General features: G+C 33.8%; 12 protein-coding genes. 7 read left to right on the top strand and 5 right to left on the bottom strand.

Annotated features, from left to right (window positions below; translation table 11 throughout):
- Nucleotides 1-231 precede the first annotated feature (231 nt).
- A complete protein-coding gene (locus tag HHU12_RS26370) occupies nt 232-1113 on the bottom strand; it encodes a ParB N-terminal domain-containing protein (RefSeq protein WP_169659735.1) in 882 nt (293 codons plus the stop codon).
- Nucleotides 1106-2098: a ParA family protein gene (locus tag HHU12_RS26365; protein ID WP_062621538.1), complete on the bottom strand. Its 993-nt coding sequence runs from the start codon at nt 2096-2098 to the stop codon at nt 1106-1108. Before HHU12_RS26365 ends, HHU12_RS26370 begins: the two co-directional genes overlap by 8 nt.
- Before the next feature lie 1817 nt (nt 2099-3915).
- On the opposite strand from HHU12_RS26365, the gene HHU12_RS26360 reads away from it, so the two are divergent.
- The 5 genes from HHU12_RS26360 to HHU12_RS26345 all read left to right on the top strand — a co-directional run bounded on the left by HHU12_RS26360 (nt 3916) and on the right by HHU12_RS26345 (nt 8642).
- Complete coding sequence (locus HHU12_RS26360; RefSeq protein WP_169659734.1) at nt 3916-5472, top strand: replication initiation protein; 1557 nt, start codon at nt 3916-3918, stop codon at nt 5470-5472.
- Between the two features lie 120 nt (nt 5473-5592).
- Nucleotides 5593-6423, top strand: a complete 831-nt coding sequence (locus HHU12_RS26355) for a helix-turn-helix domain-containing protein (protein WP_262889434.1) — start codon at nt 5593-5595, stop codon at nt 6421-6423.
- 42 nt (nt 6424-6465) lie between these two features.
- Complete coding sequence (locus HHU12_RS26350) at nt 6466-7818, top strand: ParB N-terminal domain-containing protein (RefSeq protein ID WP_169659732.1); 1353 nt, start codon at nt 6466-6468, stop codon at nt 7816-7818.
- A gap of 90 nt (nt 7819-7908) precedes the next feature.
- Nucleotides 7909-8043 carry a hypothetical protein gene (locus tag HHU12_RS35715; protein WP_262889433.1) on the top strand — a complete coding sequence of 45 codons (135 nt, stop codon included), beginning with the start codon at nt 7909-7911 and terminating at the stop codon, nt 8041-8043.
- Nucleotides 8044-8240: 197 nt separating this feature from the next.
- Nucleotides 8241-8642: a YchJ family protein gene (locus HHU12_RS26345; RefSeq protein ID WP_169659731.1), complete on the top strand. Its 402-nt coding sequence runs from the start codon at nt 8241-8243 to the stop codon at nt 8640-8642.
- 98 nt (nt 8643-8740) lie between these two features.
- On the opposite strand, the gene HHU12_RS26340 is transcribed toward HHU12_RS26345, so the two are convergent.
- The 3 genes from HHU12_RS26340 to lepB form a co-directional block, all read right to left on the bottom strand.
- Nucleotides 8741-9103, bottom strand: a complete 363-nt coding sequence (locus HHU12_RS26340) for a helix-turn-helix transcriptional regulator (protein ID WP_169659730.1) — start codon at nt 9101-9103, stop codon at nt 8741-8743.
- 156 nt (nt 9104-9259) lie between these two features.
- Nucleotides 9260-9478 carry a type II toxin-antitoxin system HicA family toxin gene (locus HHU12_RS26335; protein WP_205959997.1) on the bottom strand — a complete coding sequence of 73 codons (219 nt, stop codon included), beginning with the start codon at nt 9476-9478 and terminating at the stop codon, nt 9260-9262.
- 237 nt (nt 9479-9715) lie between these two features.
- Nucleotides 9716-10702, bottom strand: coding sequence for a signal peptidase I (lepB, locus tag HHU12_RS26330; RefSeq protein ID WP_169659729.1), 987 nt, complete (start codon nt 10700-10702; stop codon nt 9716-9718).
- Between the two features lie 248 nt (nt 10703-10950).
- Between lepB and HHU12_RS26325 the strand changes: the two genes are divergently transcribed.
- Complete coding sequence (locus tag HHU12_RS26325; protein ID WP_169659728.1) at nt 10951-12063, top strand: GIY-YIG nuclease family protein; 1113 nt, start codon at nt 10951-10953, stop codon at nt 12061-12063.
- A gap of 115 nt (nt 12064-12178) precedes the next feature.
- Entirely contained in the window at nt 12179-13276 is a 1098-nt protein-coding gene (locus HHU12_RS26320) for an acyltransferase (protein WP_169659727.1), read from the top strand.
- Nucleotides 13277-13572 lie beyond the last annotated feature (296 nt).

Genomic DNA, 13572 nt, shown 5'->3' with positions numbered 1-13572 from the left:
TGATTTTTTTTGATAGATTTGAGTGTCTATCGGATGTTTTTTGAATGAAGAAAAATGTTTCGTACTCTAGTCTATAAAATGGTCTTTATGAAGGATACCATTGTAGAGATGTTGCATTGTAACGTTCACACGGACTACAATACGGACCACCTTTTCTTCATTCTTCATTCAAAAAGTCTCTTTATTTTTGTTCTGGTGCTAAATACAATGGTGTACAAGAACACCAATCTTTTATATATCTAAACCAAACTTCTGAATCAATTCTTTTACTGATTCTTCCATAGCTAGCTTTTCAACTTTCCCTAAATCCTTATCCACTGGAGCGTCGATAAGAGTACGGATGGTCTTATTGATTTTATTAAAAGTAAAAGGTTTGGGAGTATTGGCCACAGCCCTTGAAGTTTTCTTAGGAGCTTCAACCAACTTATTCTGAAGAAAATCTTCTAATTCTTCTACCTCAATAACACCCTCTTTTGTCGCTTTCAGTGCCTCTTCAAACTTCGCCTGAGATACATTTACTTCTCCATCAAAATAAGAATGCTTGAATAAATCAGACACCATATCTAAAACTTCAGCAATCTTTGCATCACGAAGAATGGTGTTTTTCCCTACATTATACTCCTCCGCCAAAAGGTTATAAAGTTTTCCATCACCTGTTTTTTCTCCCTGCTTTCCTTTATGTGTAAGGTAATGATGTCCTCTGTAATAAGACATCTCACGCTTAGAAAGGTTACGTTTTCCAACTTGGTTTTTGATCATCCAAAGCTTTGCATCATCAATATTATCGATGTCTACAATCACTTCTTCAAAGTCATAACCATTATCTTCACCGCCTAAAGACTGACAGATTTCATATCTATTATGACCATCCAGCAATACTTTTTGGCCATTGGCTAAATAGAAAAATGTCAAAGGATCTCTTACCCCTTCGTTCTTTATACTTTCCTCAAGCGTATTTCTTTCCGTTTCTGTAAGTGGTCTGATCCACTTTTTCAGTTCATCAATCACGTGAATTTTACCAGAAGACATTTCTTCCTTTTTGGAATCAATGAGCTTAGATGACTTTTGATCATTACCTGGTAAAAAATCTCCAATATTAATTTCGTTAGGCATGTGCTATAATTTCTTGTGCTAAATAAGTGTGTTCATCCATTGCTTTCTTGATCCCTTCCTTCTCCTGTTTCTTAAGGGATTCGTCTTCAAACAATGAGAAAATATCTTTACCAATCAACGGCCCTTTGTTATAAGCCATATCTCTTACGGCAATTTCTGTTTCAAAAACTCTGTAATGTGTAGATCTCAATGCCTCCTTATACTTGTGCATATCTTTGGTTCTACCCGTTTTTGTAAACAAGAAACCTAATACTTCTAAGTTAGGATTCTCCTCTTTATAGTCATTAATGTGACTCAATACGTTGTTGATTCCTCTAAAAGCAAACTCAGAAGCATCCACTGGAATCAAGGCCCTATTAGAAGCAATCAAGCAAGAGTCATTCGTTATTAAAGCAAATGAAGGAGATAAATCGAAGAAAATATAATCATATTCCCCCTCAATTTTTTCAATCACATACCTTTTCACCAACTTATAAGAAGAAGGACCGGAGTTTCTGTTGAGTGTTTTATTGGTAAAATCCAGGTTGGTAGTGGAAGGAATAATATGCAGGTTTTCCTGATACTGAATGATGGCATTATTTACATCGCACTTTCCTTCAATAATATCTGAGAGTTCTTTCCCCTCATAGAATTGAGGATCCTTGTAACCCAAATGCTGTGTCAAGTTACCTTGAGGATCTGCATCAATCAACAATACTTTTTTACCCAGTCTTGATAATGCCGCTCCAAGATTACAAGCCGTTGTTGTTTTTGCTACACCGCCTTTGTTATTGATAATTGAAATCACTTTAAACTTGTCTTTCAATTTCAAACCAAGGGGAGTCAATACCTGTGTCAGTTTTTCGATATACTCCGCTTTCAAGTTTTGCTCTCCATTCAAAGCTTTATGAAGCGACCTAGTAGGGATTCCAGCTTTCTTTTCGACCACTGAAACCTTCAGCATATCATTGTCTTTGATAAAATCTAGTATGTCTTTTTGTGTCATGATGCGATATTTTCATAATTCTCAACAAATCAACACAAAAAAAGTGAGGTAAAAAACTAAAAAAGATATTTTTTTCACTTTAAAGGTAATAATTCAACTTATAAAGGTAAATTTTTCACTAATAATGAAATTCAATAGGTAAAATAGTACAAAATATACCCAATAGTAGAGGTGTTCAAACTACGTATAATACTGATTCTTAAGGAGAAGGATTTACAAAACTTCAGAATTACGGTTCTTTCAGTATATTTAGAGCATTTTACACCATTGAAATACCATTTAAACCATAATACTCCGCTATAAATACTACCTTAACCGTAATAATTCTGTTTTTTTCCATAATACACCACATCTCAACCATAATTTATTCCTTTAAATACCATCTTAACCGCAATAATATTGGTTTAAATACGTCAGAGTGGAGTTTTAGTATATTAATCAAGGATTATATATGATTTAAACTACTTTATCACCACAATATTTTTACGGTTGAAATGCCATCTATACTACCTTAACCGCAATTTTTAAACGTAAATACTATTTCAACCGTAATATTTTAACCTCAAATACCATCTTAACCGTAATTTTTGCGGAGAAAACTGTTTTTTATATTCTTTTTATTAATAAATACTGTTTTAACCGTTAATCAGTTCTTTTTCTCTAATAGAGTTCAATTGGTATTTACATTCTTTCCTGAATGATATTTTTAATATAATCTCCATCTTCAAAAGAATATATTTAACCCTATTTATTTAATTATTTTATATACTTATTATTTATAGGGTAACATAACTAATTGATATTCAATATTTAATAACCCTTTTAGATACTAAACTAACCGTAATTGGATACCAAATTAACCGCAGTATGAATATTTACTTAACCACAGGAATATATCTACTTAACCGTATGACAAATTTTAATATCCCTATTTAACCGCAAAAAAACCTTTAAAATACGTCTGGAACCATAATTTTCGGTGTTAGAATATCCACTTAACCATAAAACAGTGCGGAGTATTCGTATAACAGGTGTTTTAAGTCCTAAAAGCTCCATTAAATACACAGTTTAACCTTACTTTCACCAAAAGGAGAAATACGTTTTATTCTTTTATTTATCTCTTATTATTCTTTATTACAAGTGTATCTATCTGAAAATAAGTTGATTGGACTATTTAATATACCATCTTAACCGTAATTCGAATTAAATACAACCACAGTATACATACTGATTTAACCGCAATTAATGATCAGGTAAACCGTAATACTTTTCTAATTATACCATCTTAACCGCAATTTGGGCTTTAATATATCATTTCAACCGTAATTTCTGTTGAATAACCGTTTTTTCCTTACTTATAAATACTATTTGCACCGCATTATTGCCTTTAAATACTGATTTAACCGCAATTAATGATCAGATTAACCGTAATCTCTATTTAAGTATACCATCTTAACCGTAATTTTTGGCTCAGATTACGTTTTTTTCGTGTTTTTAGCCCAAATGGAACTATTTTTACGTCTTATTTAGTATATATAGAATGTCCCTTCTACTATTTTGATCCAATTTTTGGACTAAGGAGTTTTTGTCAACTTGTGAGTAACTTCTTGATAAATGAAAATTAAATATATCATCTTAACCGCACTTTCTTTCTTTAAATACTATCTTAACCGCAATTGAAAATTAAAAATACTATTTACACCGTAAAAAATGTTTGTTTTTCCGTTTTTTGATATAAATTAGACTTTTAAATATACTAAGTGCACCGTAATTTTTGACTGCACTTATTTTTTGGGATTAATATTATCTATCTAAATATGGATTTAATAAATAACATCACTACCCGTGCTGAATTGGTAAAACGACCCAATCAGATAATAGAAGCGAATACCCAGCTTCCTATTCCTGGCTTAGCACAAAAGTTATTTATTTATACCAATACCTTCCATAGTGAGGATTACTCAAAGCCTATCACGTTTAAGCTTTCGAGTTTCTATGGGCGTTATGTAGGAGGTCAGAACTTGAAGGACGTAGACAAAGCTTGTCAGCTTCTCAAATCGTCTATGATCATGTTCTACACGCCTATCGATAAGGATGCAGGTCTTCCGGTCATTATTGGTAAAGACGGCGATGTGAGCCTTCTGAGCAAGGGTTACCGCAAGGAGTACATCTCTATTTTTGATAGAATTGTACTGGACAAAACTAAGGTGACGTTTGAATACTCAGATAACCTTTTGCCTTACCTGAATGCTAAAAGTAACTACACTACTTATATTTACGGCAATATCCGTCAGATGCGTTCTAAATATGGACCAAAGCTGTATGATTTGCTGTCGAGAGGGATTGGATTTTACGAGAGTAGAAAAATAACAGTGGATGACTTCAGAGCCGTTTTTGGACTGGAGAAACATAAAACATATCAATCATATGGCCGATTGAAGCAGTCTGTGATCACGCCTTCCATCAAGGACATCAACAAGAATGCGGACATCGAAGTATCATTGAAAGAGTTCAAACAGGGAAGAACAATCAAAGTATTGGAGTTCTTCTTCTCTGGTAAGGTGGATATTCAGCAGAGAGAGAATGATTTTGATTCTTCTATGGAGTTACTGAATACAGAATTCAGCCAAGATGCTACCTTAAAAAATACATTTGACAATTTCATTCACCTTTATCGATTAAACAACAATTGCTACAAAGATGTGGAAGCAAGAATTGTTGATCCTGTGATGAATGAAAAAATTCTTGGAAAATGGTTGGGTGAAATTATCACTGAACATGCCGGAGGTTCAAGAGAGAAATTTATCATTGGTGTACAGAACAACATGCTTTCGTATATCATGAATGGTAAAGCTTCTTTAAATATTGAAGCAACACCTGCCTCTACCGCATCTTCTATGAAGGAATCACCTGCGGAAAGTGCATTTGGCAATATTGAGATTGTGATTAATCAAGATGAATTAAAACAACCTGCCAAGAAACCTGACAACTCGTATAAATTTGAGCCTGTTAACTTCCCTTGTCCAGAATATGGAACAGATCAGAAGTTATTCAATGAGCTTTCAACGAAATTGGCTAAAAAGCTAAACTACTTCGGTACGTATGATTTCTCTACCAAGAAATTTGGAGAGTGGCATCAGGTATATTTAGATGAATTGAACAATCAACTTTTCGTGTTTTACAAGGATATGAAGTCTTTAGGACTTGGAAATTCGATCATCCGTAAAGCTATTGAGGTGTTTGTCAATGACTTAGAAGAATATCAGGTGATGAAACCATTGAAAAAGGAGATCAGAGACTTAAGAAATGCTGTACAGAGAAATGAAATTTTCCCTAACAAAGGCACTTTTGCGAAGATGATCAACGATTGGTAGTACTTAATAGTACAATTATTACACGTTTAAGTTAATCTATGATATAATTTAACGTGTTGTTTTGACCTTTATCAGAATTATATTACGTTTGTAATTATACAATAATATAACTTCATAGACATGATCGGAGAAAATATCGTCAAACTTCGAAAAAAAAATAATATGCAACAGAAAGAATTGGCTCAGCTGATTGACATTTCTGTTCAAGGCCTAATAAAATGGGAAAAAGGAAAAGTGGAAATTCCTTATTCTGGTCTATCTAAGATCGCCGACATCTTTAAAGTACCTTTGGACTATATTGTAAAAGGACCTCCTGCGAAAGTAGTTTCTTTGATCAACTCTAAAGGTGGTAATACAAAGTCTTCTTTATTGAGACAAATTACCATGGGGATTGTTATCGTGAACCCCGACTTGAAAGTATTATGTATTGATACCGATCCACAGCAGACACTAGCAATGTATGCGGAAAATGGTAGACATGAGAATATTGATGTCATTAGCTTTGATTCCAATTCAATTGCCGTATCTGAAAAGTATAGAAAACTAATTGAAGACAGTCAGTATACTTATGATTATATATTAGTAGATACTGCGGGTTATGTAGCAGTGACTGATTTGTTGACAAGTATAATTGCCAATTCTGATGTGATTGTTCCAATTACTTTAAATGAAACGGCATTGGGGCCAACGATCTCAAGTATCAGTAATATTGCTGACGTAAGAGATTCATTGGATTTACCTACAAAAATTATTGGAATTAGAAACAGAGTAAATAGAACAGTAAAAGAATCTAGAATGCCTTTCGAATTGGATGGCTATATGGGATTGAAATTACTGGATACTTTTATTCCTGATTCTATCCAATACCAAAGGGATACTAACTTCAGCAATACGAATATTACAAAAGAGGTGCGTTCATTAATTCATGAATTACTTCCTGTTTTAGATTAAAGTGGTGTTGTTTTTTGTACTGTATTAGAACAAATATGAACTATGCTTAACCTAGATAAATTTAAGAAGAAAGAAGAAGAAAAATTAAAAGAGGGCAAAACTTCTCTTAGAGAAAAAGAATCGCAGGAGAAGTTGACGAACGTGGATTATAAATCTCCAGGTGCATTTCATATTGAACCTGAATACAGAGAACTAATTCGTAAGCAGACTGAAGACGAAGCTCGAAATTTTGAAGAATCCATTAAAGCAGAAGGCGTTCGTGAACCTATTTTATATTGGACTCATACATTAAGAGATAATACCGGAGCAAGAGTAGTTCATACTGTTGTCGACGGTCATCACCGTTGTGAAGCGGCCATTAAACTGGGATTGGAATACATTCCTTGTAAGGAATTAAAATTCAGTACGCACAATGACGTCCGCATTTGGATGCTGAGAAATCAGTTGGGTAGACGTAATATTGGTGATGCAGAAAAGATACGTATTGCACTTCAGTTGACAGAATTCTTGGGCATTGAGGCGAAAGAAAGAAAAAAACGTCAGGTGCAAGGTTTCAACGCGGCGGCAGATAAGAAGGTAGAGGCCAAGCCGGTTGAAGTTTCTGAAGAGCAAAATGAGTTGGATGATTTGAAAAAGTCATTGAACATTGATCCTAAAGGAAGAATCAACAGAGCTGAGGAAGCGGCAAAGATTGCAGGTGTATCCACTAAGAATGTAACCAAAATGAAAAAGGTTATTGAAAAGGGACCTGCTGATATGTTGAATGCTGTGATGGATGGTTATCTTTCTATTCATAAAGCATGGACAGAATTAAGAGCTGTTGAACTAGAAGAGAAGAAAAAGAGAAGTAGAAAACCTAAGAAAGTAGATAAAGATTTAACACCAAAACAGGTGCAAGCTTTATTGAACAATGCTGTTTTAGTAGAAAAAGTGAGTAGAGTAGCTTTAGCTTTCAGGTACCCTGATACTTCTTTTGAAGAACAAAATGTCAATCCTTCACATCAGCATTACAATGATTTTACAATCCGTTTTGTGGAGAACAACGCAGAAGTAAAACAAAGTAAGTTTGCTGATGTAGTTCAAGTGGTAAAGCCGAATGATTCGGAACTTTCACCGCTTGTAGTAGGTTATCAAATTGTTTCTACTTTTGATGATCTTCAAAACCTGAACAGTCTTATTGACCTTTCAGCATCATGTCATAAGTTTTATATTGTTGTAGATGACTCTTTATTAGAAGAGGCAAAACGTCAGGTAGAGAAGCAAAAATTGAAGGTTGGAATCATTACAACTAACCCTTCTCCTCAAGTTGAAGTCGCTCTAGAAAGTCATTACATTGTATTGAATGAGCATCAGGAATTACAGATTTTAAGAGAAGCTTTCTTTAGGTCATTGTAACGTTTGTTCGATTTTATTAGATGACGTTTTAAAACAAGTCAAAGTAAGTTGGCGTATAATAAAGTATGTTGAATTTAAAATTACATACTTATGTTATCATCAGCATCTAATAAAAATGTAAAGACGAAATTCAGAAAAGGGGTAACTTTAGGAGATTTAATTCGAATGGGAGTTACTCAAGAAGAGATCAAAAGAAGGTTAGGATTCAAAAAAATATATAGATAAAAAGTGGTTGAGAGACCACTTTTTTTCGTTTTTGGCAATTTTGCCAAAAACGGCAAATCACTTTTTCCTTTCAATACAATCGGAGATTAGTAAGAGAGTAATTGTTATTATTGTGTAAGTTTACAGATAATAATAATGTTATTAGAAAACGATTTTGGTAAATTTGCCAAAAACGAAATTATTCTAATTTACCCTTTATGGAAAAAGAAAAGAGCTGTCCTTGTGGATCAGGAAAACAATATAAAGACTGCTGTAAAATAGCTCATGATGATATCAATAATGTAATCACAGCAGAACAATTAATGCGTTCCCGTTACTCTGCTTATGTACTTGCGGACGGGGAATATTTGCATAAAAGTCATCACTCTAAAACAAGACCAAAGTCAAGAGGAGAGAGGAAAGAAACTGTAAAATGGGCAAAAGCAGTGGAGTGGAAAGGACTTGAAATTATCAATAAACAGCAAGGATTAGAAGGAGAAGATTTCGGTGTAGTAGAGTTCAAAGCTTACTTTGTAGAGAGAGGAAGACCTTCTGTGATTCATGAAAAGTCTACTTTTGAAAAGGAAAATGGGCATTGGGTTTATTATTCTGCCCTATAATGTTTTAAAAGCATATTTTGAGAGTTTTAATTGATAAGTAGGAGTTTTTTAGTAAAATTAAACCCCTCGTGTTTGGAGGGGTTTTTCGTTTTATTTTTCTATGCTAACGAGAATTTTGAAGCATTCTCTCCAATTTTTCTGATAGCTCCTTCTACTTCAGATCTTTCTTCCTCTGTGAAGTTTACGATTCCATTGATTCTTTTGGAAAGCCAAGGTCTTGTTTTTCCTAACTGACTAGCTATATAAGCTGTGCTTATTCCAAGCTCTTCGAACAATTCCTTAAGGACGTATTGAATATCGTCTGTCTTAACATTCGCTCCCTCTTCATTGTAAATCTCTACAATGTCATTGAAGTTGCTTATAGCCTCTTCAATGGTCTCTCCGCATGTAAAGCCTATCCCTTCATTCTCTGAAGAGCTGACCCAGTACATTCCGTCTGAATAATTAATAAACGCTTTCATGATAGTAGTTTTGTATAAATGTGTACTTTTTCTTACTGATATTATCTTGCTTCGACAATATTGAAAATTATATAATTATAGGCGCTTTAACCTTTTTGTTTTAAGAAGTATAGTGGCAGGTTGCTAATCTGCCACTTGAAAGATAAATCTTGTGTTTTACTTGGTAATTCCTGCTTGTTTTTTCAGTCTATTCTCAAGTGCCTTTGGTATCTCTTTGCCGAGACCATGATTTGGTATAACCAATGGCCTAGCTGCTCCATCTTTGGTGTAGATCATGTGACTTCCTTTCTGTCTATCGAAAGTCCATCCTACGTTTTCTGCTAGTTTTACAAATTCTTTAACTTTCATGATACAAAGGAACGAAAACGTTCTCATATATGCAAGAACGAAACCGTTCTTTTTAAATATTTTTGTGAAATATTATATCGCAATGAATAATAGATGGTACATTATCCGTATACGATTCCTAAAAACCTCAACAGAAATATTTAAAAAAAGCGTCTTCTTTTTTCGAAAAGGAAAATGGGCATTGGGTTTATAAAGATGCACTATAAAAAAAGCACTAAAGTTGAGATTTACTTCAGTGCTTTTTTTATGAAATTGAATATATTTTTAGAGCGATTTAAACATTCTACTGCTATCAAATTCTTTTAAGTTGAATAGTACAATTGTCCCTTTTCCATAAATATGATCTTCTGGAACGAATCCCCAAAACCTAGAATCTAAAGAATTGTGTCGGTTGTCGCCCATCATAAAAAAGTAATCTTGCTGTACTTCGTACTCCTTAATTTCTTTTCCATCAATGAAAACTTTACCTTCAACAAACTTCGCATTGTTGTCTTCATACTTTAAAATGATAGGTAAATACAGCTGACGATTCTTTGGCGTAAGCTTTACAATATCTCCTTTTTTTGGAACTCTTGTCGCAGGATAAAAGTCCGCTTCTCTACTTACTATGCTTTTTACCTTTTTAATATGTGGATCTTTTCTGATCACTTCAGCTTTCTGTTCTGAGATATGAACGATAAAATTACGTTGTCCGGAAGGGTAAGTTTTATCGTTGTTGTGATCGTAATGATACAGATCGAGCTGTTCTAATTTCTTTTTCGATAAACCATTTTCTGTGAACACTTCAAACTGATGCTGTGTTTCTACATCATCAAACATCAACTGACCATTGATATAAACATCAGCATTTTTAATTTGTATAGTATCTCCTGGAGTGGCAACACAACGCTTCAAATAGATTGTTTTTAAATCAACGGGCATGTCTTCCGGTGGGTAGAAGAAACCAACAATATCTCCTTTTTCCACTTCTGAAAAACCAGGCAAGCGGAAAGTAGGAAGTGAAATCCAGTCTAAACCATAGCCATGAATCAATGGTAATTGTAATGGAGTAGCAGGAGTAATGGCTCCGTAATTTAATTTTGAAATGATAATATGGTCACCTGCTTGTATGGTAGGTTCCAATGAACTTGTCGGGACTACACTTCGCCAGCCAATCAGCCACGAAAAAAGTGAGACCATAATAAGTACTTGAAAGAAATCCTTTACGGTACTCTTTCCTTCTTTTTGAATTTTCTCTGCGTTAATTTTCATTTTGTTGATTTTGATTTGACACTTTATAGAACGTTTGTTTTAAGTCTAGTGAAGTTTTACAACGTATCAGTTACGAATATAATTTTAGAAATTATTCTTACCAATTAATTATACGATTACTCAAAAACTAAGTTGGTAAGAGGTGAGAAATTTCCTTTATTCTACTCAAAAAGTTTACTTGAAATACTATTTACTTTTTCTATTTTTGTAGAGGTAATAATACTTTTTCAACCTTGTCTTTACTTGTAATGGAGAACGAATTTATTTATATCGCGTCAGCATTTTTTGCACTTTTTTGTCTCGCCTTAATACTATTATTATTGAGTATTAATAGAGGAAAGAAAATAAAAGCACAAACTATTTTATTGAATAAAAGAGACGATTCAGAAGAACGTTATCAAGTGCTTGAAAAAAAGTTAGCACAAGTAAAGAAAGAAGAACAGGAAAAGTATTTTACACTAGAGGAGCAGTTCAAGAAATTAGAAAGTGATCGTGATCTTAAGCATAAAAACTTAATTCAAACAGCGGAAAGATTGCTGAAGGATCATACAGACTTCTTAGCTACTCAAGTGACGGCTAGTAATTATGTGGAAACTAAAAACAAATTAGAAGAGGTTTTTGATTTCTGTTTAGCGCATGATTATGAAAATAAAGAAGCTTTAAAACAAGCTCAGAAATCTTTGCAACGTAAGTTTGAGGACTTAGTAAGAAAGGATCTGGAACAACAATCACAAAATGAGTTGAAGGATAAAATGAGAGAAGAGCGTACTTTCCAGGAAAAAGTAAAAGGAGAGTTGGAGCGTTTGGAACAAGAAAAATTATCCTTGCAGAGAGAATTACACAATGCACTTCATGCGGCAAACGAAAAGCAAGTACAGCAATTGCAATTCAAATTGGATAGAGTAGAAGAGCATATTCAAAGAGCCTCTGATCAATCGTCAACTTCTACTACTTCAGGCTTTGTTTATATCCTTTCAAACTATGGATCATTTGGAGAGGAAGTTTTCAAAATTGGCTACACACAATCAGACAATCCCCAATCAGAAATCAATGCTTTAAGTGAAACTTTACCTTTCCCATTTGATGTACATGCACTGATCAATGCCACTAATGCAGAACAATTATATCAAACTTTAAAAGAAAGACTTCAAAAATATTCGGTTAATAAAGTGAACCTAGAAAAGGATTTCTTTGCAGTTCCTCTTTCAAAAATAATAGAAGTAGGAGAGGAGTTAGAAGGAAAGTTTGCTTATGAAAAAGAGCCAGAAGCATTAGAGTATTTTCAGTCAATGGAAACATCTGTAGAAGACTTAGAATATCTGCTTCAAGTGAAACGTCAACAACAAAATACAGAAGGGTAGTTTTAGGATTCAAATTTACTGTTTGAGTCGTTAATATTTCCTTTTAGGTTGTACGATGTTATACCCTTTATTTTTATATCCGTTGGTATAAATAATTACTTATACTTAAATGAAAATGGATTTAACGACTACGAAAACAATTAACTCATCATCGAACAGAATTGTGTTTCTAGATTATCTGCGGGTGATCTCTATTACGTTGGTTTTAATGGTACATGCCATAGAACTCTTTTACCTTGCAGTAGATCATGTTTCCATGAAACCCGGAGATGATTTCTGGGTGGCTTTGATGAGTAGTCCTATTAGGGCTTGTGTTCCCCTTTTTGTAATGGCCTCCGGCTATTTGCTTGTTCCCGTAAAAGATACTCCGAGTGTTTTTTACAAGAGAAGATTTACAAGAATTCTCTATCCCTTTATTATTTGGTCAGTGCTTTACGCTATCGTTCCTTATCTTTTTGGAGTCGATAACTTTGATGTGATGCAAAGAAAAATGACCACTTTACTCCACAACTTCAACTTAGAATCAGGACACCTTTGGTTCGTGTATATGTTGGTGGGCGTTTACTTATTTTTACCTATTATTTCACCATGGTTAAAAACAGCCTCTAAACGTTTTATAGAGTTCTACCTTGTGCTTTGGTTTATCACAAGTTTCCACCACTTCGCAAAATTGGCTTTCCCTACAGGAGTTTATGGAGAAGTATTCTGGAATGAGTTTCACTCACTCTTTTACTTTTCAGGTCACCTAGGTTTTATTGTTCTAGCCTTTTATTTCAGAAAGTTTGTGGACTTGGGTAAAACCAAAAGTAGACTTTTAGGATTGGTTATTTTCCTTGTAGGCTATGCCATCACGTTTACAGTATTCAGAGAGATGTTGGCACATACCAATGAGATCTACTTTGTAGAATTACCTTTCCGTTTCTGTACACCAAATGTAATTTTAATGACGATCGGTTTGTTCTTAATGATCCGTACCATCGATTATCAAAATGAAAAAGTATACAAGGTAGTGAAAGAACTTTCAAGATTAAGTTACGGCGTTTATTTATCCCACTTATTCTTCATAGGTCTTTCGTGGACTTATGTAGTACAACCTATGAATTTATCTACACCTGTTTCTATTTTATTAGTTACAGCTTTAACTTGGATAGCAAGTTATATTTTAGTGAAGTTGTTGTCTTACCTTCCAAAGAGTAAATATTTTGTAGGATAAGGGAATGAAGAATGAAGAGTTAAGAATGAAGAATTGTGGTTCGTAAAGTGGTTTTGTAAATCACTGTAAGATGTGTTGAAATCCTTCTTAACTAAAAAATAAAATTGGAGAAGTCTCCCGGTATTCGAAATGTGATATTAGCGCCGTTTTGATTTCGAAACCGAGAGCCTTCTCCAATTTTTATTTTCATGCCTTACGTCTTGAGGTGAAGTTTATATACGAACCACTGTCATTCCCTGATATAGGTTGACCGTTTTCAAAGTTAAAATTACATGTTGAAAACTGGAAAAGTACTT

Origin of the sequence: Flammeovirga aprica JL-4 (assembly GCF_012844305.1) — a bacterium.
Classification (GTDB): domain Bacteria; phylum Bacteroidota; class Bacteroidia; order Cytophagales; family Flammeovirgaceae; genus Flammeovirga; species Flammeovirga aprica.
This window is presented reverse-complemented; position numbering and strand designations above follow the sequence as displayed.